This window comes from Roseburia sp. AF02-12 (genome assembly GCF_003461765.1).
In the GTDB taxonomy this organism is placed as follows: domain Bacteria; phylum Bacillota; class Clostridia; order Lachnospirales; family Lachnospiraceae; genus Roseburia_C; species Roseburia_C amylophila.
In genome coordinates this window covers 1,591,940-1,614,340 of sequence record NZ_QTXS01000001.1, presented here as the reverse complement: position 1 = coordinate 1,614,340, position 22,401 = coordinate 1,591,940, and the positions used below count along the sequence as shown (strand labels likewise).

21 protein-coding genes and 1 tRNA gene are annotated in these 22,401 nt (G+C 40.8%); 19 read left to right on the top strand and 3 right to left on the bottom strand.

The window, feature by feature from the left end; translation table 11 throughout:
* The first annotated feature begins 10 nt into the window (after window positions 1-10).
* From DV740_RS07950 to fba, 3 genes are all read left to right on the top strand, one after another.
* The gene (locus DV740_RS07950; protein ID WP_118087803.1) at window positions 11-265 is read left to right on the top strand and encodes an HPr family phosphocarrier protein; all 255 of its coding nucleotides are present in this window, start codon (window positions 11-13) and stop codon (window positions 263-265) included.
* A gap of 25 nt (window positions 266-290) precedes the next feature.
* Window positions 291-1,199 (top strand): diacylglycerol/lipid kinase family protein, encoded by a 909-nt coding sequence (locus DV740_RS07945; RefSeq protein ID WP_117696671.1) that lies wholly within the window; start codon window positions 291-293, stop codon window positions 1,197-1,199.
* A 70-nt stretch (window positions 1,200-1,269) separates the two neighbouring features.
* Window positions 1,270-2,136, top strand: coding sequence for a class II fructose-1,6-bisphosphate aldolase (gene fba / locus DV740_RS07940; RefSeq protein ID WP_022243577.1), 867 nt, complete (start codon window positions 1,270-1,272; stop codon window positions 2,134-2,136).
* Between the two features lie 49 nt (window positions 2,137-2,185).
* On the opposite strand, the gene DV740_RS15415 is transcribed toward fba, so the two are convergent.
* Complete coding sequence (locus DV740_RS15415) at window positions 2,186-2,467, bottom strand: DUF4368 domain-containing protein (RefSeq protein WP_242994275.1); 282 nt, start codon at window positions 2,465-2,467, stop codon at window positions 2,186-2,188.
* A gap of 435 nt (window positions 2,468-2,902) precedes the next feature.
* Here DV740_RS15415 and DV740_RS07930 point away from each other — a divergent pair, with 435 nt between their 5' ends.
* The 3 genes from DV740_RS07930 to DV740_RS07920 all read left to right on the top strand — a co-directional run bounded on the left by DV740_RS07930 (window position 2,903) and on the right by DV740_RS07920 (window position 6,972).
* Complete coding sequence (locus DV740_RS07930) at window positions 2,903-5,023, top strand: glutamine synthetase III family protein (protein WP_117842224.1); 2,121 nt, start codon at window positions 2,903-2,905, stop codon at window positions 5,021-5,023.
* Between the two features lie 245 nt (window positions 5,024-5,268).
* Window positions 5,269-5,607 carry a P-II family nitrogen regulator gene (locus tag DV740_RS07925; RefSeq protein WP_022243575.1) on the top strand — a complete coding sequence of 113 codons (339 nt, stop codon included), beginning with the start codon at window positions 5,269-5,271 and terminating at the stop codon, window positions 5,605-5,607.
* Between the two features lie 168 nt (window positions 5,608-5,775).
* The gene (locus tag DV740_RS07920) at window positions 5,776-6,972 is read left to right on the top strand and encodes an ammonium transporter (protein WP_117947749.1); all 1,197 of its coding nucleotides are present in this window, start codon (window positions 5,776-5,778) and stop codon (window positions 6,970-6,972) included.
* Window positions 6,973-7,159: 187 nt separating this feature from the next.
* On the opposite strand, the gene DV740_RS07915 is transcribed toward DV740_RS07920, so the two are convergent.
* Window positions 7,160-9,982 (bottom strand): transglycosylase domain-containing protein, encoded by a 2,823-nt coding sequence (locus DV740_RS07915; protein ID WP_118087802.1) that lies wholly within the window; start codon window positions 9,980-9,982, stop codon window positions 7,160-7,162.
* Window positions 9,983-10,159: 177 nt separating this feature from the next.
* On the opposite strand from DV740_RS07915, the gene DV740_RS07910 reads away from it, so the two are divergent.
* From DV740_RS07910 to DV740_RS07890, 5 genes are all read left to right on the top strand, one after another.
* Window positions 10,160-10,816, top strand: a complete 657-nt coding sequence (locus DV740_RS07910) for a YigZ family protein (protein WP_117696681.1) — start codon at window positions 10,160-10,162, stop codon at window positions 10,814-10,816.
* Window positions 10,817-10,915: 99 nt separating this feature from the next.
* A tRNA-Gln gene (locus DV740_RS07905) sits at window positions 10,916-10,987 on the top strand.
* A gap of 179 nt (window positions 10,988-11,166) precedes the next feature.
* Window positions 11,167-11,871 carry an acyl-[acyl-carrier-protein] thioesterase gene (locus tag DV740_RS07900; RefSeq protein ID WP_118057107.1) on the top strand — a complete coding sequence of 235 codons (705 nt, stop codon included), beginning with the start codon at window positions 11,167-11,169 and terminating at the stop codon, window positions 11,869-11,871.
* 13 nt (window positions 11,872-11,884) lie between these two features.
* On the top strand, window positions 11,885-12,721 hold the full coding sequence (locus DV740_RS07895) for a CvfB family protein (RefSeq protein WP_118087801.1): 837 nt from the start codon (window positions 11,885-11,887) through the stop codon (window positions 12,719-12,721).
* Between the two features lie 95 nt (window positions 12,722-12,816).
* The gene (locus tag DV740_RS07890; protein WP_022243569.1) at window positions 12,817-13,191 is read left to right on the top strand and encodes a RidA family protein; all 375 of its coding nucleotides are present in this window, start codon (window positions 12,817-12,819) and stop codon (window positions 13,189-13,191) included.
* Between the two features lie 110 nt (window positions 13,192-13,301).
* Here DV740_RS07890 and DV740_RS07885 read toward each other — a convergent pair whose 3' ends face one another.
* On the bottom strand, window positions 13,302-13,496 hold the full coding sequence (locus DV740_RS07885) for a YjfB family protein (protein ID WP_022243568.1): 195 nt from the start codon (window positions 13,494-13,496) through the stop codon (window positions 13,302-13,304).
* Window positions 13,497-13,535: 39 nt separating this feature from the next.
* Between DV740_RS07885 and trxB the strand changes: the two genes are divergently transcribed.
* The 8 genes from trxB to ftsX all read left to right on the top strand — a co-directional run bounded on the left by trxB (window position 13,536) and on the right by ftsX (window position 22,337).
* A complete protein-coding gene (trxB, locus tag DV740_RS07880; protein WP_118087800.1) occupies window positions 13,536-14,540 on the top strand; it encodes a thioredoxin-disulfide reductase in 1,005 nt (334 codons plus the stop codon).
* Window positions 14,541-14,665: 125 nt separating this feature from the next.
* Window positions 14,666-15,907 carry a C40 family peptidase gene (locus tag DV740_RS07875; RefSeq protein WP_118057109.1) on the top strand — a complete coding sequence of 414 codons (1,242 nt, stop codon included), beginning with the start codon at window positions 14,666-14,668 and terminating at the stop codon, window positions 15,905-15,907.
* 399 nt (window positions 15,908-16,306) lie between these two features.
* Complete coding sequence (locus DV740_RS07870; RefSeq protein WP_118057110.1) at window positions 16,307-17,302, top strand: aldo/keto reductase; 996 nt, start codon at window positions 16,307-16,309, stop codon at window positions 17,300-17,302.
* Between the two features lie 641 nt (window positions 17,303-17,943).
* On the top strand, window positions 17,944-18,615 hold the full coding sequence (locus DV740_RS07865) for a WecB/TagA/CpsF family glycosyltransferase (RefSeq protein WP_117842233.1): 672 nt from the start codon (window positions 17,944-17,946) through the stop codon (window positions 18,613-18,615).
* 9 nt (window positions 18,616-18,624) lie between these two features.
* Window positions 18,625-19,497 (top strand): YitT family protein, encoded by an 873-nt coding sequence (locus tag DV740_RS07860; RefSeq protein ID WP_330415600.1) that lies wholly within the window; start codon window positions 18,625-18,627, stop codon window positions 19,495-19,497.
* Between the two features lie 150 nt (window positions 19,498-19,647).
* Window positions 19,648-20,736, top strand: a complete 1,089-nt coding sequence (locus DV740_RS07855) for a PucR family transcriptional regulator (protein WP_117696702.1) — start codon at window positions 19,648-19,650, stop codon at window positions 20,734-20,736.
* Between the two features lie 22 nt (window positions 20,737-20,758).
* Window positions 20,759-21,442 (top strand): cell division ATP-binding protein FtsE, encoded by a 684-nt coding sequence (ftsE, locus tag DV740_RS07850; RefSeq protein WP_022243561.1) that lies wholly within the window; start codon window positions 20,759-20,761, stop codon window positions 21,440-21,442.
* Window positions 21,432-22,337 carry a permease-like cell division protein FtsX gene (gene ftsX / locus DV740_RS07845; RefSeq protein ID WP_117842235.1) on the top strand — a complete coding sequence of 302 codons (906 nt, stop codon included), beginning with the start codon at window positions 21,432-21,434 and terminating at the stop codon, window positions 22,335-22,337. The genes ftsE and ftsX overlap by 11 nt, the downstream gene beginning before the upstream one ends.
* Window positions 22,338-22,401 lie beyond the last annotated feature (64 nt).

Here is a 22,401-nt window from a genome sequence, read left to right as displayed (position 1 = left end):
AGGAATACATATGATGAAGAAAGAGGTGACCATTAAATTTGTCAATGGTGTCGAAACAAGTCCCATTGCATTGCTTGTTCAGACTGCAAATCGTTTTTCCAGCAGTATTTATATTGAATCCGGAGATAAAAAAGTAAATGTGAAGAGCATTATGGGTATGATGTCACTGGCAATGAATTATGAGGATATGGTAACAGTTGTTACTGAGGGTGAGGACGAGAAGGAAGCCTTGGATACATTGGAACAGTTCCTGTCTGAGGGCTAGAAGGAAAAGAGAGGTTATGTAAAAAATGAAAAAGAAATTACTTTTTATATTTAATCCACATTCCGGCAAGGGACTGATTAAGAATAAACTGTTAGAAATTGTAGATATTATGGTAAAGGCAGATTATGAAGTAACCATATATCCGACACAGAGCAAAGGGGATGCGCAGAACCATGTCAGAGAAGAAGCGAAGAATTATGATTTGATTGTCTGTAGTGGTGGAGACGGTACTTTGGATGAAGCAGTTAGCGGAATGATGGAAAGTGAAGAAAAGACACTGCTTGGTTATATTCCGGCAGGAAGTACCAACGACTTTGCCAATTCTTTAAGAATACCTAAAAGCATGCTAAAGGCAGCAAATGTAGCGGTAAAGGGAAGACGGTTTCCGGTAGATATAGGATATTTTAATGGAGATTCATTCGTATATGTGGCAGCATTTGGACTGTTTACTGCAGTATCTTATCAGACCAGCCAGCAGTTAAAGAATGTATTAGGACACGCAGCTTATATTTTAGAAGGAATGAAACAGCTTTTAGACATTCCGGTCTATAAGATGCGGGTAGAATATGATGATGAGGTATTAGAGGACGAATTTATCTATGGTATGATTACCAATTCTATTTCTGTGGGGGGATTTAAGAACCTGACAGGTAAAAATGTACTCCTGGATGACGGTGTTTTTGAGGTGACACTGATTAAAGCACCGAAGAATCCACTGGAGTTAAATGAGATTATTGCAGCATTAACCAGCCGCAAGGATGATACCGACCTGGTATACTCATTTAAGAGCAGCAATATTAAGTTTTATCCGGAAGAAATTATTCCATGGACTTTAGATGGTGAGTTTGGGGGAGACCATAAGGAAGTGGAAATAAGAAATATGCACCAGGCTTTGGAGATTATGGTCAAGAATAAAGAAACATCTGTAAAATGATTGTTATATTTTTAACTTTATTTTTGAGAAAAGCCATGGTACAATGAAAAAAAACAATGGAGGAATCAAAATGTTAGTATCAGCAACAGAAATGTTAAAAAAAGCAAAAGCTGGTCATTATGCAGTAGGCCAGTTCAATATCAACAACCTTGAGTGGACAAAATCAATACTGTTAACTGCAGAAGAATTAAAATCCCCTGTAATTCTTGGTGTATCTGAAGGTGCAGGAAAATATATGACAGGTTTTAAGACCGTTGCAGCTATGGTAAAAGCTATGGATGAAGAACTTGGAATCACAGTTCCTGTAGCACTTCACTTAGATCATGGAACATATGAAGGATGTTATAAATGTATCAAAGCTGGATTTACATCTATCATGTTTGATGGTTCTCATTATCCATTTGAAGAGAACCTTGCTAAGTCTACAGAGCTTGTAAATGTAGCTCATCAGCTTGGACTTTCTATCGAGTGTGAGGTTGGTTCCATCGGTGGAGAAGAAGACGGAGTAGTTGGAATGGGCGAGTGCGCAGATCCTAACGAGTGTAAGACAATCGCTGATCTTGGTGTAGATATGCTTGCAGCAGGTATCGGTAATATCCACGGAAAATATCCGGCAAACTGGAAAGGACTTTCCTTCGAGACTCTGGACGCTATCCAGCAGAAGACAGGAACTATGCCATTAGTACTTCACGGTGGTACAGGAATTCCTGCAGATATGATTAAGAAAGCTATCTCTCTTGGCGTATCTAAGATTAATGTAAATACAGAGTGTCAGTTATCTTTCGCAGATGCTACACGTAAATATATCGAAGCTGGTAAGGACTTAGAGGGCAAAGGATTTGACCCACGTAAATTATTAGCTCCGGGTGCAGAAGCAATCAAAGCTACTGTAAAAGAAAAAATGGAATTATTTGGTTCTGTTGGAAAAGCAGAATAAGAATGATTTTTATAAGGGCCGCCCGTTAGAGGGTGCAAGTAAGGGATTTTTATCCTTTGAAAAATTGGCATAGTTTCGGAGAAATCCGGCTATGCCATTTTTTTCTTTTGCTTGCAGGAAGATTAACTGCACTAATGCAGTTGTAGATAATTTGGATTTCCTGCTGTCTGCGACCATCCATTTTCTCTGCTTTGAATACAATAATCTTGTCATCGAATTCTCGTATAATCTCAGCATTTAATTCTGTAAATTCAGCATATTTCTTTACTAATGATAAGAAGTACTGTGCATTGAGGTTTTCTTCCTTAGCCTTTGATAAGAATAATTTCAGTTCAGAGACTCTTCATATTCTTTCTTGCCTGAAATGCTGGAAACCACGGAATGCGTACATTAAAAAGTACAGAAGAGGGCACGGAAAAAGTAGTTGCAGATGAGAATGGGTATGCAGTACCGCCTGGCAGCAACTGATTTCGAAACCGGCGATTGATAAAATCGACAAAAAATGTGTATTATTTTGCACAAATTTGTAGAATGTATCAAAAATAAAAAAAATATAAACTTTGACTTGATTTTTTAGAAAGTTTCATGTATTTTAGATATAGCAGATGAAATGTGCGTGACGAACAAGGGTGTTCCAAAGGAATTGGAATGCCCTTTTTTCTATATCTGGGGAATTACCGGAGGAGAGAAGTCATACATTGATTGCAGAAAATAAAAATCATATTTCTCAGGGGATTTATGGTGAGAGGCAGAAAGGATGTATAGTATGAGTGAGACAGAATATTTCAATGTAGCAGATATTTTCGGCGAGAACGTATTCAATGATGCAGTAATGCAGGAACGTCTTCCGAAAAAGACCTACAAAAAGTTAAGAGAAGTAATCGAAGAGGGAAAAGAATTAGACCTTGAGACAGCAGACGTAGTGGCACATGAGATGAAAGAGTGGGCAATCGAAAAAGGAGCTACCCATTATACACACTGGTTCCAGCCATTAACAGGAGTAACTGCTGAGAAACATGATTCCTTTATTACAGCACCAATGCCAAACGGTAAAGTTTTGATGAGCTTTTCAGGTAAGGAATTAATCAAAGGTGAGCCGGATGCATCTTCTTTTCCATCCGGTGGATTAAGAGCAACCTTTGAGGCAAGAGGATATACAGCATGGGATTGTACTTCGCCGGCATTCGTAAGACAGGATGCAGCAGGAGCAACTCTTTGCATTCCTACCGCTTTCTGCTCCTACACAGGAGAAGCATTGGACCAGAAGACACCGTTACTTCGTTCCATGGAAGCAATTAATACCCAGTCTCTCCGGCTTTTAAGATTATTTGGAAATACAACATCTAAGAAAGTAACTCCTTCCGTTGGACCGGAGCAGGAATATTTCATCGTAGACAGAGAAAAATATTTAAAGAGAAAAGATTTAATCTTTACCGGACGTACCTTATTTGGAGCAATGCCTCCAAAAGGACAGGAAATGGATGACCATTACTTCGGAATCATCCGTGAGAGAATTGCAGCATACATGAGAGATGTAAATAAAGAATTATGGAAACTTGGTGTATCTGCAAAGACACAGCATAACGAAGTTGCTCCTGCACAGCATGAGTTAGCTCCAATCTACTCCGAAGCAAACGTAGCAGTAGACCACAACCAGTTAGTAATGGAAACCTTAAAGAAGGTTGCCGGTCGTCATGGCTTACAGTGTCTGCTTCATGAGAAGCCATTTGCAGGTGTCAATGGTTCTGGAAAACATAACAACTGGTCTATCACAACAGATGATGGAATTAACTTATTAGAGCCGGGCAAAACACCTCATGAGAACGTACAGTTCTTATTAGTGCTTACCTGTATCTTAAAAGCAGTAGATAAACATGCAGATCTGCTTCGTGAATCTGCAGCGGACGTTGGAAACGACCACAGATTAGGAGCAAACGAGGCACCGCCAGCAATCGTTTCTATCTATCTTGGAGAACAGTTACAGGATGTATTATCACAGCTTATCTGCACCGGAGAAGCTACACACAGTTTAGCTGGTTCTAAATTAGAGACTGGTGTTAAGACATTGCCTGACTTCATGAAAGATGCAACAGACCGTAACAGAACTTCACCGTTTGCATTTACCGGAAACAAATTCGAGTTCCGTATGGTTGGTTCCCAGGATTCCATCGCACAGCCAAACGTTGTATTGAATACAATCGTAGCAGAAGCATTTTCTGAGGCGTGTGATGAACTGGAAAAAGCAGACGATTTTGATATGGCAGTACATGATCTGATTAAGAAATATGCAACTGAGCATCAGAGAATCGTATTCAACGGAAACGGATATTCTGATGAATGGGTAGAGGAAGCAGAGCGTCGTGGACTTCCAAACATCAAGTCCATGGTAGATGCAATCCCGGCACTGAATACAGAAAAAGCAGTTTCTTTATTCGAGCGTTTTGGTGTATTTACCAAAGCGGAGCTGGATTCCCGTGTAGAAATCGAATATGAGACCTACGCAAAAGAGATTAACATCGAAGCAAAAGCTATGATTGATATTGCAGGAAAACAGATTATCCCGGCAGTTATCAAATATACAACAGAGCTTGCAACTTCTGCAGCAGCTGTAAAATCTGTATGTGATGCAGACATCAGTGTTCAGACAGAATTACTGGCAGAAGTATCTGACCTCTTATCTGAGACCAAGGTTGCTTTGGCAAAACTGGAAGAAGTAACAGAAAAAGGTGGAACAATGGAAGAGGGAAGAGATCAGGCTGTATATTACAGAGATGTTGTAAAAACAACAATGGATGCATTAAGAGCTCCGGTTGACAAGTTAGAGATGCTTGTTGACAAAGATATATGGCCAATGCCATCTTATGGAGATTTAATCTTCGAAGTATAAAAAAGAACTTTAATTGCAGGGCATTCTCCTTAGAACAGACGGAAAAAGAGGCATAAAAGGGAGGATGCCAGGCAACTTAAGTTACCTGGCAGATTATGAAAAAGAATATTTAAAGTTATGTTTTTCTTTTGCTTATGACTATACTATATCAGCCTAATTTGAAAAAAGCGTGTTGATAAAGTGAATCATCTTTGAATGCCAGGTGAATAAATTGTGAACAATAATAAGAAGGAGGACGAGATGATATGAAAAAGCTGGAAATTATTATTAAACCGGAAAAGCTTGAAGACTTGAAAGCAGTCTTAGAAAGCAGTGAAGTTAATGGTTTAAACATTGTAAATAGCATGGGATATGGTAATCAGAAGGGTATTATCAAGAATTACCGTGGAGCATCTTATAATGTAACATTACTTCCGAAAATCAAAGTAGAGACCGTTGTCTCAGATGAAGTTGCGCCAGGATTAATTGATAAGGTAGTAGATGAGATTAATACCGGTAACTTTGGTGATGGTAAAATCTTTGTGTATGATGTAGAAGATGCCGTTCGTATCCGTACCGGCGAACATGGAGACAAAGCATTATAAAAGATGCAAAGAGGAGTAAGGCACAGATAGGAAACTGTCTTGTGGATATTGAAAAAAGAATATCGCAAATAAATATTATCGAAGGAGATAAGCAGACGAGGAGAGAGCCTTGTTTGATATCTCTATTTTTTTACTTTAATATTTATTTTGGTAAAGGAGGAAATGATTATGGATATGAGTGTTTGGTTCCTGATGGGAGCAGCGTTAGTATTTTTTATGCAATGTGGATTTGCAATGGTAGAGGCTGGTTTTACCAGATCCAAAAATACAGGTAATATTACAATGAAGAACCTGATGGACTTCTGTATTGGTACCGTTGCATTTTATTTATTAGGATATAATATTCTTTGTGGTGATGGAAAATTTGTAGGATGGGGTTTAAATCCATTGAAGAATTTTGGAACAACAGACTGGTCCAATTTCGTATTTAACCTGGTATTCTGTGCAACAGCTGCAACAATTGTATCTGGAGCAATGGCAGAGCGTACCAAATTCATTACATATTGTATTTACAGTTTTGTAATCAGCCTGATTGTATATCCGGTAGAAGCACACTGGGTATGGGGCGGAACTCCATGGCTTACAGACCTTGGATTTACAGATTTCGCAGGTTCTGCATGTATTCATATGGTAGGTGGAATTACCGCATTTATCGGAGCCGCTTTATTAGGACCTCGTATTGGTAAATATGACAAAGATGGTAAATCAAGACCTATTATGGGCCACAACATTTTGATTGGTGCTTTGGGAGTATTTATTCTCTGGTTTGGCTGGTATGGATTTAATGGTGCAGCAGCAACTGATACCTTACAGCTTTCACAGATTTTTGCAACAACAACCATTGCACCGGCAGCAGCAACTGTTACAGCAATGATTTATACCTGGATTAAGAATGGTAAACCGGATGTGTCCATGTCTTTAAATGGTTCCCTGGCAGGTCTGGTAGCAATTACAGCAGGATGTGCAAATGTTGATGCAGTAGGTGCATTCGTTATCGGTGGTTTAGCTGGTATCCTTTGTACCATGTCAGTATACTTTGTAGAAGACAAATTAAAAGTAGATGACCCGGTTGGCGCTGTATCCGTACACGGTGCCTGTGGTCTTTTTGGAACATTGATGGTAGGTCTCTTCGATTATACAGATGGCCTCTTCTATGGTGGCGGAGTTCATCATCTGGCTATTCAGGCACTTGGTGTCGTATGTATCGCAGGCTGGGTAATTGTAACCATGAGCATTGTATTTATCGTATTAAAAAAGACAATTGGTCTTAGAGTATCAAAAGAAGAAGAGTTAGAAGGTCTGGATTCTACTGAGCATGGCTTAGAGTCAGCTTACCCGGATTTTGTAACAAGAGAACTTCACTAATCATGTACTAATCTAATTGTGATTAGGTTAGTAATTATCTAATCCCCTTAGTAGTATATACATCAACAACGAAAGTCCTGGCGTATGTCAGGGCTTTTGTTGTTGTCTGTGCCCGGTATCAGATAGAAAAAATAGAAGCTGCCTTTGGCAGCTTCTATAGGTGTCTGATTATAGAATAATGATTTGGTTAATTCGTAGTGTTTCCATCAGAGCCGGTACCGGAACTTCCACCGCCGGTTCCTGTACCACCACCGGTTCCTGTGCCACTGCCGGTTCCTGTGCCACTGCCGGTTCCTGCACCACCACTGGTTCCTGTACTGCCGCCGGTTCCTGTGCCACCATTGGTTCCTGTATCACCACCGGTATTTGTACTGCTTCCGGTTCCGGTATTACCATGATCTGGTGTAGTATTATCCCCACCACCGGTAAGACTTCCACTGGTTGGATTAGAAGTATCTGTTGTATTAGTAGATGGTGTGGAAGGCTGTGTAACGGAACTTGAAGTGTGTACGTTACAGGTGCTGTTGGATAATTCATCTGTCATAAGATATGGAGAATCATCCGTACCTTCAGAACCGCCAACGATATAGATACCAGTCTGTCTTGTTTCGTTCGGACAATATTCATTTGCAAGCATTCCGGAGGAAGTACAGATTGTTGCGCTGACATGATGGTCACATACTTCTGTTGGAACTGTGCCGGTTGCAAAATATTCTGTTTCAACCATGCTGCCACGCGGATCACAGTCACATAAACCTTCTACGGCAAGTTTTCCGGATTTCTTACATACGACAGCAGAAGTAATTCCGCTTGGCATAGTAAAGTCTTTATATTCCAGATTTTCATGAACACGGGACATAACTGCTTTCCAGATTAACTTTGGATATCTGGTGCTGGAAAGTTCGCTGTTATCATCATATCCGCCCCATACACCACAGGTATAATATGGTGTGTATCCTACGAAAAGAGCATCGCGGTCAGAGGTTGTAGTACCTGTTTTACCGGCAATCGGCATAGAACCGAAGTTAACGATTGTACCGGTACCGGAGGTAACAACATCTTCCATGGCATTGGTTAAGAGCCATGCAGTGGTGTCCTTTAATACAGTATGGGTCTGCGGAGTATTGTCAATTAAAACATTTCCGTCATGGTCTAAAATCTTGGTATAGAATCTTGGTTTGGTATAAGTACCGCCATTTGCAACGGTCGCATAGGCGGCAGTTAATTCTAAGTTGGTAACACCTTTATAGATACCTCCAAGGCAGAGAGCCTGATTATTATCGTGTTCAGCATCTAAGGTGGTAAATCCGAAGCTCTGTAAGTAACTGTAACCTAAATCGGTACTGATATCGGTGAGGGTCTTAACTGTTACAATATTGATGGAGTGGCAGATTGCTTCTCTTAAAGTAGTAAATCCGCGATACTGGTCATCATAGTTACGAAGAGAACGTCCATTGGTATAAGAATAAGGAGCATCATCTTCTACAGAAGCTAAGGTCATTCCGCCACTGTCAAGAGCAGGTGCATAAGCAGCTAAAATCTTGAAGGTGGAACCCGGCTGTCTGGTGGTATCAGAAGCACGGTTTAAGGTTTTGTTTGCGGTTTTATCACCACGGCCACCAACTAATGCTTTCACTTCACCGGTAGCCTGATCCATCAGCGTAAGGGAAGCCTGTGGCTGAATCGTAAAGGTAACGGATTCGCCGCTGCCCGGGATGGTATCTCCCTCTTCCATAATATCTGCTTTATACTGGTCAATGGCAGCCTGGGCATCTTCTTTGGAACTGAAGTTGATGTTGTAGCTGTTATTACCGGTTTTTTCACGATAGTAGGTGAGCATGGTCTGTTCACTGTAATTCTGCAGTGTACCATCGGCTTTCTGGATGGAAAGACGATAGGAGAAAGAATATTCCACCTGACCGTTGTAGTTATCTAAGTTATTGACTTCCTCATCACAAATCTGCTGGAGATTAGCATTCTGGGTGGAGTAAATGGTAAGACCACCACCATAGAGTGCATTGAAAGCCTGTGTCTCGGTATAACCTAATTCATTGATTAAGTCATCCATTACTTGGTCGGTAAGGGTATCCACAAAGTAGGAGTTGACATTTGCAGTAGAAGAAGTGCTGTTATCTACAATCTGAATACGGTCGTAGACATTATCTGCTAATGCTTCGTCGTGTTCTTCCTGCGAAATATAACCTTGGTCTAACATATTGTCTAAGACATCTTTACGACGGGATGCGTTGTTGTCCGGGTTAGTAATCGGATTATACTTTGTCGGACTCTTGGTAATTGCTGCAATTACTGCACACTCAGAAAGTGTTAAGTCAGATACATCTTTGTTAAAATATCGTTTGGATGCAGCCTGGACACCAAGGGTATTCTGACCAAGGTTAATGGTGTTTAAGTAATTTTCCAGAATCCAGTCCTTGGATTCTCTTTTTTCAAGCTGTACAGCCAGATACTGTTCCTGTATTTTACGCTCAAACTTGTCAGCCATACTGTCTTCGCTTGTCCAGTCAGTGAAAACGTTGTTTTTCAGAAGCTGCTGTGTAATTGTGCTGGCTCCCTGATTAAAATGAAAACCGGATGCAATGCCTTTGAAGCCGGCACGGATGATTCCTTTGATATCAATTCCGTTGTGATCGTAAAAACGTTCATCTTCGATGGCTACGAATGCATGTTGAAGATTAATCGGCATCTTATCAATGGTTACCGGGTCACGATTTGTACCGGAAGTAACCAGAGTGGCAATTTCATTACCCTCATCGTCAAGAACGGTAGAGAGCTGTCCGGTAGGACTTGCATCAATATCATCTATATCTGGTGCAGAATCAATGATTCCTTTGAAGATTCCGATTCCTGCACAAATACCGACGACAGCTGCTAAGAAAAAGCAGATCAGTAGAGTCTTGCAGAAAATTACGGAAAACTTCTTACGGACCATAGTACCTTTGGAAGTGAGCTCTTTTTCCTTCCTGGCGGTACTCTTCTTTCCATAATTCATAATGTGCCTCCTTTGGATTAATAACATTATTTTCTTATTATAGCAAAAAGATACCATATAATAAAGAAAAAAGTAAAAACGCAAGGTTTTGATAAGAAATTCTTAAGGTTTCCTTGCAGGAAAAATGGAAATCATGCTACAATAAGGAAACGAAAAAAGAGGCAGGAGCAATGCAATATGTCAGAAGTTTCAAACGGAAAAGTAATATATGAAGGCGGCAGTGGTGAGCTTGAAGAGAAAAAATCGCGGTTTATTGCAAATATTGCACCAGTTACCACAGAAGAGGAAGCGGTAGCATATATCAATACTATGAAGAAAAAATACTGGGATGCAAGACATAACTGCTCCGCATTTATAATAGGAAGAAATCAGGAGCTGACCCGCTGCTCGGATGACGGAGAACCTTCCGGCACAGCAGGCCGTCCGATGTTAGACGTACTTTTACGGGAGGGCATCCGGGATGTAGTGGTAGTAGTAACCCGGTATTTTGGTGGAACACTTCTGGGAACCGGTGGACTGGTGCGTGCTTATCAGGGTGCTGTACAGGAGGGTTTAAAGAATTGTACCATCATTGAAAAGAGACCGGGAAAGCGTCTTAAGATAAGTACGGATTATACAGGACTTGGCAAGATACAGTATCTTCTGGCAGAACAGGGCGTTACGATTATGGATACCGAATATGCAGAAGGTGTGGAACTGGATGCAGCAGTACCGTTAGAACAGTGTCTGGAATTAGAAAAGAAACTTACGGATTCCACCAGTGGAAAGGCAAAGCTGATGTGGGAAGAGACCATTGAATTTGCAGATTTGAACGGTACAATCAAAGTTTTTTGATGACCTGTAAAAACTTTTTGCAAAAAATCGAAAAAAAATCGAAAAAGTGCTTGACGAATGGAATGTTTTCATGTAGAATACCCATTGTTGACACAACAAAGGGCTATCGCCAAACGGTAAGGCAACGGACTCTGACTCCGTCATTTCAAGGTTCGAATCCTTGTAGCCCTGCTCATGAAAACACCACAGCAGCGTGGTGTTTTTTTACTTTACAGGAAATTGCTTTCCCGCAAAGTAAAAACGATCCGCGAGGATGCGCACTGCGACGTATAAGGTAGATGCCGCAGGCGCGAGAATGTGCCCAGGCACATTTTTTTTAATAGCCAGGCATTTACAAGGAGGACACATCTATGTATTCCATGAAAAGCAGAGTAAGATATAGTGAAGCAGACAGCGGACAGAAGATGACATTTCAGGCATTGACTAATTATCTGCAGGATTGTTGTATATTCCAGTCAGAGGATCTTGGAATTGGCGTGGACTATTTGAAGGAGCATGCACAGGCATGGTTTTTGGCATCCTGGCAGATTGTGGTAGAACGGCTGCCGGTTCTTGGAGAAAAAATAACAGTAAAGACCTGGCCATATAACTTTAAAGGTTTTTATGGTTATCGTAATTTTACCATAGAGGATGCTGAGGGGAAAATCTGTGCTTATGCGGATTCCCAGTGGATTTTTATGGATTTAAAGAGGGAAAGACCGGCACGGATTTCTGATAAGATGTTAGAAGAATATCAGATGGAAGAGCCTTTCAAAATGGACTATGCGGACAGAAAGATAAAACTTCCGGAGAAAATGCAGGAAAAGGAAAGCTTTCAGATTCGCCCGGAGCAGATTGATACCAATCATCATGTAAATAATGAACAGTATATTGCCATGGCAAAGAATTATCTGCCTGAGAATTTTAATATCCATAAAATGCGGGCAGAATACCGGAAAGCAGCAGTATTAGGAGACAAGGTATTCCCATTTGTATATGCAGATGATAAAATGTATCTGGTATCACTGGCGGATGAAGAGCAGAAACCATATGCCATTGTAGAATTTGAACAATAGAAAGCAGGAAAATATGAATCTTGGAGAAAAACAGGAACTAACAGCAGTAAAGAAAGTTGAATTTGGAATGTATCTGGCAGAAAATCCGGAGGATGAGACCAGAGTGCTTTTGCCGGCAAAACAGGTGCCGGAGGGACTTTGCATTGGAGATAAAGTAGAAATCTTTTTATACCGGGATTCCAAAGACCGTCTGATTGCAACCACCCATGAACCGAAATTGGTACTGGGACAGCTTGCAGTGCTTCCGGTATTGGAAGTTGGTAAAATAGGAGCGTTTTTAGACTGGGGACTGGAAAAGGATTTATTCCTTCCTTATAAGGAGATGACCCGCAAGGTAAATGCCGGGGATGAAGTCATGGTAACTTTATATATTGATAAGAGCCGCAGACTTTGTGCCAGCATGAAGAATCTTTATGACCTTTTAAGCAAAGATTCTCCATATAAAGCAGGGGATGAAGTAGAAGCAAGAATCTATGAATTCAGTGATAATTTTGGAACCTTTGCAGCGGTGGATGATAAATATTCTGCAATGATTTCCAAGCATGAGGACAGCAGCCATCTTCGGATAGGGGATGTAATTGCTGCCAGGGTAGTCAATGTAAAACCGGATGGCAAGCTGGATATTACCCTTCGGGAAAAAGCTTACCTTCAGATGGACAGCGATGCACAGAAGGTAATGGAAGTGATAGATTCCTATGCCGGCGTACTGCCATTTACAGAAAAGGCATCACCGGAAGTAATCATGAGGGAAACCGGACTCAGCAAGGCAGCATTCAAGCGTGCTGTAGGCAGACTCTATAAGGAGAGAAAGATAACTCTCAGCGAGCATGCAATCCGTAAAAACAGTTAATTTACGCGAGCAGCCAGAAAAACTGCATGTTTGCATGCAGATTTGGCGAGCACCGCGAATAGTTATTATTTAAATAAAGAAAGAAGGAACGAGACATGAAGAAAGTAATCGCAACAGAAAAAGCACCGGCAGCAATCGGACCATATTCACAGGCAATTGAAGTAAATGGAATGGTATATACTTCTGGTATTATTCCCGTTGTACCGGCAACCGGCGAGATTCCGGAAGGCTCTGTAGCACAGGCAAAACAGGCACTGACCAATCTTTCCAATCTTTTAGAAGCAGCAGGCACAAATATGGACAAAGTGGTTAAGACGACGGTGTTCATCAAAGAGATGAATGATTTCGCAGCAATTAATGAGGTTTATAAGACATTCTTTACCACCGATTTCCCGGCAAGAAGCTGCGTAGAAGTAGCACGTCTGCCAAAAGACGTTATGCTTGAAATCGAAGCAATCGCAATGAAATAGGACAAGGAAACATAGAAAAAGACCGGAAATCTTAAAGTCTCCCTGAAGGAAGAAAAAGGTTCCGGTCTTTTGCGTTGCAATGTATTGTCTTGCAAAACCATACAGTGGATTTAAACGGAGACATCAAAGTTCCCGCCAACAGCAGGATTTACAGACAATTCCATGGCACGAATCAGGCTGTCACTCATACTCTGACTGACATCCAGCTGGTTACTCAGCATTGCAACTCCAATCGCTTCGCTGGTTGGAGTAGAGGCACTGTTGAGTGCGCTTAAAGCAGTATTGTTTAATGCTGCAATATCCATATCAGTCACATCCTTTCTGCTTTGATATGTACTTTCATTATGGCATGGCAGATTAGAAAAAGCAAGGAAACATTCATATATTTTGGAAAAGGTGGTATACTTATCCTACTGAAGAAATGGAGGAGCCACAACATGTATGATGTGATTATAATAGGAAGCGGTCCTGCAGGGCTGTCGGCGGCAATTTATGCAGGAAGAGCAAAATTTGATACACTTATAATAGAAGAAAAGCCAATGAGCGGAGGTCAGATTGTCAATACCAGTGAAGTGGACAACTATCCGGGACTGCCAGGAGTGGGGGGATTTGAACTGGCACAGAAGATGCGGGAGCATGCCCAAAAGAGCGGCGTGACTTTTGTAAAAGAACAGGTCGTATCGGTAGAGGATAAGCAGGAAAAGAAGCTAGTAACAACCAATCAGAACCAGTACGAAGCAAAAGCAGTAATCATTGCATCAGGAGCATCTTACCGGAAGCTTGGGGTACTGGGGGAGGAAAGACTTACCGGTATGGGAGTTTCATATTGTGCTACCTGCGATGGAGCATTTTTCCGGAATCGGACTGTTGCGGTGGCAGGCGGTGGTGATGTCGCGTTAGAGGATGCACTCTTTTTGGCAAGAGGTTGTGAAAAAGTATACCTCATTCACCGGAGAGACAGTTTCCGTGGCGCAAAAGTGTTAGCGGAGCAGGTGCAGACAAATGAAAAAATTGAAATTTTATATGATACCGTAGTAGAGGAAATCTGCGGTGAAGGAATGGTAGAGAAAATCAAAATATTGAATAGGAAGACACAGAAAGAAAAAATGCTTCCGGTAAATGGCGTTTTTGTTGCAGTGGGAATGGTGCCGAATACCGTAAAAGTAATACCGGATCTGGCATTGGATGATACAGGATATATCAAAGCCGGAGAGGATGGAAGGAGCAGTGTGCCTGGCATATATGCAGTGGGGGATGTCAGAACCAAGCAGCTGCGCCAGGTCGTAACGGCAGTAGCAGATGGCGCCAATGCCATTGCTTCTCTGGAAAGTGATGGAGCAATTTCGTAAAAGAACGGAAAGAATGATGTAAAAAAAGCGGGAATTTTAGGTTGACATGACAGGTTAGCTGCGCTATAATGACTCTGTAATAAATGTAATAAATTTGTAACAAATCGTTAGGTTTGGAGGTTTTTATGTATAAGAAAGCGTTAAGATTAACAGCCTGCGGACTCGCAAGCGCATTATTAGTCACTGGAAGCAATGCAACAACATATGCAGCACCAGTCGCAGGTGTTACTTCAGCAATGGAAGTGGGGGCTTCCAATGACACATTAGTAGCAGGTTTTTCTCTGACATTCAGCAATTATATGGCAAGCAGTGAACTTGTAGCAAAGGCGAATGTGGCAACTGCACAGAATAATGACACACCTGTTGTTACAGAAGGGGATGCAGCACAGCAGGATACAGCAGAAGAGGCACAGCCGGCAGAAGAAGATCCGTTCGCAAATGTGGCAATTGCACAGGTTGATAACTATGTAAATATCAGAAGCGAAGCATCAGAAGACAGTGAGGTGCTTGGTAAGCTTTATAATAATTCAGCAGCAACCGTCCAGCAGACCGTAGATGGATGGTATCAGATTACTTCTGGTACCGTTACCGGTTATGTTAAGAGTGAATATGTAGTAGTCGGCAACGAAGAACTGGCCCGTTCCGTCGGACGTCGTGTAGCAACTGTAAATGAAGATGCAGTTACTTTATTTGTGAGAACAGAGCCTTCTACCGATTCTAAGAAACTTGGAATGGTTGCAGGACTGGATGATTTGACAGTTACAGATGAGTCTGTAGATGGATGGGTAAAAGTTTCCATCGAAGAGGGCGAGGGATATGTATCCGCTGATTATGTAACATTATCTACTGAATTCGTTCAGGCAGAATCCAAAGAAGAAGAAGCCGCAAGACTTGCAAAAGAAGAGGCTGAAAGAAAAGCAGCAGAAGAAGCCGCAAAGAAAGCAGCAGAAAAATCTTCTAAGAGCAGCAGCTCATCCTCCAGTACATCTGGTGGTACATCTACATACAATGCACCATCCGGATCTGATGGAGCAGCAGTTGCAAACTTCGCAAGCCAGTTCGTTGGTAATCCATATGTAGCAGGTGGAACAAGCTTAACAAACGGAGCAGACTGTTCCGGATTTGTAATGAGTGTGTATGCACAGTTTGGAGTATCATTACCGCATTCTTCAGGAGCAATGAGAGGCTGCGGATATGAAGTTGGTACAGACCAGATGCAGCCGGGCGATATCGTATGCTACAGTGGACATGTTGCAATTTATGTTGGTAACAACACAATCGTACATGCCAGCACACCGTCATCAGGAATCAAATTTACATCACCGATTGACTATAAGCCAGTTCTTTCTGTAAGACGTATTTTCTAGGATGTCCGGATTTGATTTACGCGAGTAGCGAGAAAAATCGCATGCTTGCATGCAGATTTGGCGAGCGCCGCGATAACTCGAGAAACTCGCAAAGCGTGTTTCTTGTAGTTTATGGTAAAATTAAGGATGAAATAATATTGAAAAAGATAAACAGGGACTGTTGCGGTTGCAACAGTCCTTTTTTTGCTTTACAGGAAATTGCTTCCCTGTAAAGTAAAAAACGTTCCGCGAGGATGCACACTGCAGGTAGACATTTGGAAAAAAGCAGATATAAAAATTTGATACGTTATTAAAAGATATTCTATTTTTATCTGGAAAAACTGCAATTATAATAAAATCAGCCAATAAAGTGGCGGAGGCGCATTATTATAGAATGAAAGGAAAGGCAGGTTACCACAGATGGAATATACAGCATCAGAACAAAGATATGAAACCATGAAATACAGAAGAGTAGGAAAGAGCGGATTGTTGTTTCCAATATTGTCCCTTGGTTTCTGGCATAATTTTGGAACCAATGATAATTATGAGAACATGAAAGCAATGTGTTTTACGGCATTTGACCATGGAGTCACACAGTTTGACCTGGCAAATAATTATGGCCCGGAATATGGCAGTGCAGAGAGTAATCTTGGCAGAATCATGCGGGAAGAATTGCATGCCTACCGCGATGAATTATTGATTACAACGAAAGCAGGTTATGATATGTGGCCGGGACCTTATGGGGACCATGGCAGCAGGAAGTATCTGATTGCGAGCTTAGACCAGAGCTTAAAACGTATGGGACTTGAATACGTGGACATTTTTTATCATCACAGAATGGATCTGGATACGCCATTGGAAGAAACCATGCTGGCATTAGACCAGATTGTAAGAAGCGGAAAAGCATTATATGTAGGAATATCCAATTATGATGGCGTGCATATGAAACAGGCAGCTGAAATCTTGGAAGATTTAAAGTGTCCGTTTGTGATAAACCAGAACCGCTACAATATCTTTGACCGTACGGTAGAGAATAATGGCTTGCTAGAAGCTGCAAAAGAGAAGGGGAAAGGTGTGATCGCATTTTCTCCACTTGCACAGGGAATGCTGACAGATAAGTATATCGATGGAATTCCGGAGGACAGCCGGATTAAAAGAGATGGCAGATTCCTTCATGCATCCGACCTTACGGAAACAAGAATGCAGCAGATTAAGAGCCTGAATGAAATTGCAAAGCGCCGTGGACAGACACTGGCACAGATGGCATTAAGCTGGATATTAAAGGATGAGACGGTAGCAAGTGTTCTGATTGGCGCATCCCGTCCGCAGCAGATATTAGATAATTTAAAGATTGTAGATGCACCGGCATTTACCACGGAAGAGTTAGAAGAAATCGAAGCTGTCTGCAGAGCCTGAAGCCTGGACGCAGATGCAGTTTTGGAAAAAAGAATGGAAGGAATTGTTCATACAATTTCCCAATCAAAATAGTTATGTGAACGAATATGATATTATGTAAATATACATATGGGGAAGAGGTGCTATTTTGAAAAGTGGAAAAGAAATTCATTTGACGGAAAAGAAGTGTAAATTGCAATCAGACAATTTTACACTTCTTTTTTGAAAATATACAATATGCACAAAAAAGAAAAGAACGTCGAAAAAAAGTGCTGGAAATTATAAAAAAGTCCAAAAAGTTATCCACATCGAAAAATGTGGAAATATCGAAAAAAAGGAGTTATACACCAAGTTATACACATTATCCACAGAAAAAAGGAGAAAAATATAGGTTTACATAGCAAAAAATAAGAACAGATGTTTTGTGAACAAATGATAAAGTTGATAACTTTTTAAAAAAATATACAAAATCTATTGACATTGCAATATTGAAAAAATCATATAAAATTGTCTGAAAATGTCAGTTTATTTACAAAGGTGTAAAAAGGCAATCTGAGAAAATTATTACAGAAAATTTGCACAATGGTTGAAAAAAACTGGAGCTTTTGCTATACTACTTGCATAAAAGCGCATGGAAATGCACAGAATAAGACAGGTGTAAGATGTTAAAGAAAATCGATATACTGGGAATAGAAGTAGATAATTATACAGTCCGTGAAGCAATGATGCAGGTGGAAAATTATCTGGATAACACGATAATGAATACCATAGAGACCATAGATATGAAGATGTTAGAACTGGCAGGACAGGATGAAACGGTGCGGGCGTGCATTGAACAGCTGGATCTTGCGGTAATCGGAGAGAAGGAGATTCTGATTGCGGCAGATGTTCATTCCAGCCAGCGGCTCAGTGAGACCATTAATCATGATTTCTTCCGGGAATTCATCAAGCGGATTATCCGTAACCATAAGAGAGTTTTTTTGTTGGCAGAAACCATTGCTCAGGAAGAACAGCTGGAGCATTTCCTTGTAGGAAAATACGAACAGATTGAGGTGGCAGGTCATTGTGCGATTGAGGAAAAGTCCAATGACTTTGAAAGTGTGGTAAATGAGATTAACAGTGCCAGTGCAGATGTTATTTTTTCCATTCTGCCGTCTCCGTTACAGGAACAGTTTTTGACAGAAAATAAAAGCAAACTGGATGCTAAAATATGGTATGGGTTGAGCAGTGATTATGCACCGCGTTCCCGTATCAGCAGAATATCCCAGATAGCGGGCAGATTGATTCATAAGAAGAAACTGCAGAGCAAATTACACAAATATAATAAAGATTAAAGGAAACGGATGGTTATGGGTCTGGGATATAAAAGACCGGCCATAGTGGATTATTTGTGTATGACAGCAGGAACCTGCCTTATGGGTATAGCAATTCAGTCCATCTATGACCCGGTAGGAATGGTTGTTGGTGGATTTAGCGGAGTTGCAATTCTTATCAGACAACTGACAGTAAAATGGATTCCCGGAGGAATTCCGTTATGGTTTACGAACCTGGCGTTGAATCTTCCGGTTTTTTTATGCGCATGGAGAAGAAAAGGAAAGAAATTTTTGTGGCGGGCATTATATGGAATGGTAATGCTGTCTTTCTGGCTTCTGGTACTGCCTCACTGGAATATAGCACAGGATGATTATATGCTGGCAGCTATTTATGGCGGATGCATCTCCGGAGCGGGAATCGGTCTGGTTCTGGTGACGAAGTCCTCTACCGGAGGGACGGATATGGTAGCCACTTTATTACAGCGTTTTCTTAAACAATATACCATTGCACAGATTATGCTGGTGTTAGATGGTATCATTGTGTTAAGCGGAATGTTTTTCTTTGGAGTAAAGCCGGCGTTATATGCTGTGGTGGCAATTTTTATAACAACGGAAGTATCGGATGCAATTATGGAAGGTATCAAATATTCCAAGGCGGCGTATATCATTACGGAAGATGCCACTGAAGTGGCAGATGCACTGATGCACCGGATGAACCGCGGTGTTACGGCGATTCATGCAAAGGGAATGTATTCCGGAAATGAGAAGGACATACTCTTTTGTGCAGTGTCGAAAAAGGAAATTGTAGAGTTAAAAGAGATAGTAATGGAACTTGACCCGAATGCTTTTGTAATTGTGACGGATGCCCGGGAAGTGCTGGGAGAAGGTTTTTTGGAATATTAGCATAAAAATATTCACATTTCCTCTTTATTTTTTTGACGTTTTGCATTAAAATAAGATTCAAAGAGTTTTATCTTTCACAAAAGGATGCGGATTTTTTGTGAAAGTTGTCCAGTAACTGGGGCGATATTGATAAGAGAAGGAGAAAAAAGTATGATTTCAAATCAGATACTTCAAAACACAATTGACGGTTTGAAAGGGATTACACGAGTGGATATGTGCATTATCGATACTGAGGGGAAAGTATTGGCAACCACATTTCCGGATGCAGATAATTATATCAATCCTGCATTGGCATTTGTAGAATCTCCGGCAGACAGTCAGGTGATTCAGGGATGCCAGTTCTTTAAAGTTTTTGATGATCATCAGATAGAATATGTTTTACTGGCAAATGGTGACAGTGATGATGTGTATATGGTGGGAAAAATTGCCGGTTTCCAGATTCAGAATCTTCTGGTAGCATATAAGGAACGGTTTGATAAGGACAACTTTATTAAGAATCTTTTATTGGATAATCTTCTTTTAGTAGATATTTATAACCGTGCGAAGAAGCTTCATATTGAGACGGAAGTACGCCGTGTGGTATATGTTGTAGAAACCAACCGGGAAAAGGACGGAAATGAACTGGAAAAAGTACGCAGTATCTTTGGTGGCAAGTCCAAGGATTTTGTGACAGCGGTAGATGAGAAAAATATCATTGTGGTAAAAGAACTTGCAGAAAATGAGACCTATGAGGATTTGGAGAAAACGGCAGAAGTTATCTTAAATCTGTTCAAGGCAGATGAAGACTGCGAGGCTTATATCGCATATGGTACCGTAGTAAATGAGATTAAGGAAGTATCCCGTTCTTATAAAGAAGCCCGAATGGCATTGGATGTAGGAAAGATATTCTTTGAAGAGAAGAATATTATTGCGTATTCTGCACTGGGAATTGGACGTCTGATTTATCAGCTCCCGATTCCACTTTGCAAAATGTTTATCAAAGAGATTTTCGATGGAAAATCTCCGGATGATTTTGATGAAGAAACACTTACTACCATCAATAAATTCTTTGAAAACAGCCTGAACGTTTCAGAAACATCCAGACAGTTATACATACACAGAAATACACTGGTATACCGTCTGGATAAACTGCAGAAAAGCACAGGCTTAGACCTTCGGGTATTTGAAGATGCCATTACATTTAAAATTGCGTTAATGGTAGTAAAATACATGAAATATATGGAGACATTGGATTACTAAGCAGTAGTTTTAGGAGGAACACATGATTAAGCTTGAACATGTAAGCAAGTCATATTCGGCAGGAATACCGGCATTAAATGATATCAGTCTTAATATAGAAGAAGGGGAATTTGTTTTTATCGTTGGAAACAGTGGCTCCGGAAAGTCAACACTGATTAAATTATTGTTAAAAGAATTAGAGCCGACCAAAGGGGTTATTACGATTAACAACCGTAATTTAAATGCAATCCGGAGAAAACAGATACCGAAATATCGTCGTAATGTAGGTGTTGTGTTCCAGGATTTCCGCCTTTTAAAAGACAGAAATGTATATGAGAATGTAGCATTTGCCCAGAAGGTAATAGGTACTCCGGCAAGGCTCATAAGAAGCAGTGTACCGACCATGTTATCTATGGTAGGGCTGGCTGCCAAATATAAATCTTATCCAAAACAGTTGTCCGGTGGAGAACAGCAGAGGGTTGCCATTGCAAGAGCACTGGTAAATCAGCCGAAGATTCTTCTGGCAGATGAGCCGACCGGTAATCTTGATAACCATAATGCATGGGAAATCATGAAGCTCTTAGAGGAGATTAACCAGAAGGGAACGACAGTAGTCGTTGTTACACATAATCTTGAGATTGTCAAGGCAATGAAGAAACGTGTAATCACAATGAAGAAAGGCGTCATTATCAGTGACGAGAAAGGTGATTGCAGCGATGAGGATTAGTTCGTTTTTTTATTCAATAAAACAGGGTATCAAGAATATCTGGCGTAACAAAATGTTTTCAGTAGCATCTATTGCGACCATGTGTGCCTGTATCTTTTTGTTTGGACTTTTCTATTCGATTGTAGAAAACTTCCAGTCAATGGTAAAAGAGGCAGAGGAAGGCGTTGCAGTATCTGTTTTCTTTAATGAGGGAATCTCGCAGGAACAGATAGATGAGATTGGTAATAAAATTAGTAAGCGTGTGGAAGTTGCCAGCTATGAATTTATTTCCGCAGATGAAGCGTGGGAAAGGTGTAAAGAGACATATTTTGGTGGCTCAGAAGAAGCTGCAGAGGGATTTGCGGAGAATCCACTTGCTAATTCTGCCAGTTATGAAATTTATATGAAAGATGTTTCCATGCAGGATGCACTGGTTACATATTTAGAGTCCTTAGATGGCGTAAGGGAAGTGCATCATTCTGCAGTGGTGGCAAATACATTGTCTGATTTTAATAAACTGATTGCGTATGTTTCCGGAGGCATTATCTTAATCCTGCTTGCGGTTGCTATCTTCTTAATCAGTAATACCGTTACAGTTGGCATCTCGGTACGAAGAGAAGAGATTGCGATTATGAAGCTGATTGGAGCTACGGATTCTTTTGTGCGGGCACCATTTGTAGTAGAGGGTGTGCTGATTGGACTTCTGGGTTCTGCATTGCCACTGATTCTGCTTTACTTCATGTATGGCAAGATTATAGTATATGTAGCGGACAAATTCAGCTTTTTAGATAATATTATGAATTTTATTCCGGTTGCAGAACTGTTTCACAGTCTGGTTCCAATTTCACTGCTGTTGGGAGTGGGAATTGGATTTGTTGGCAGCCGGCTGACTATTAAGAAGCATTTGAAAGTATAAGGACAAAGGGTATCGCCTGTGTACTGGGGCAGTCACGGGGATACCCTGTTTTGAATATATAAAA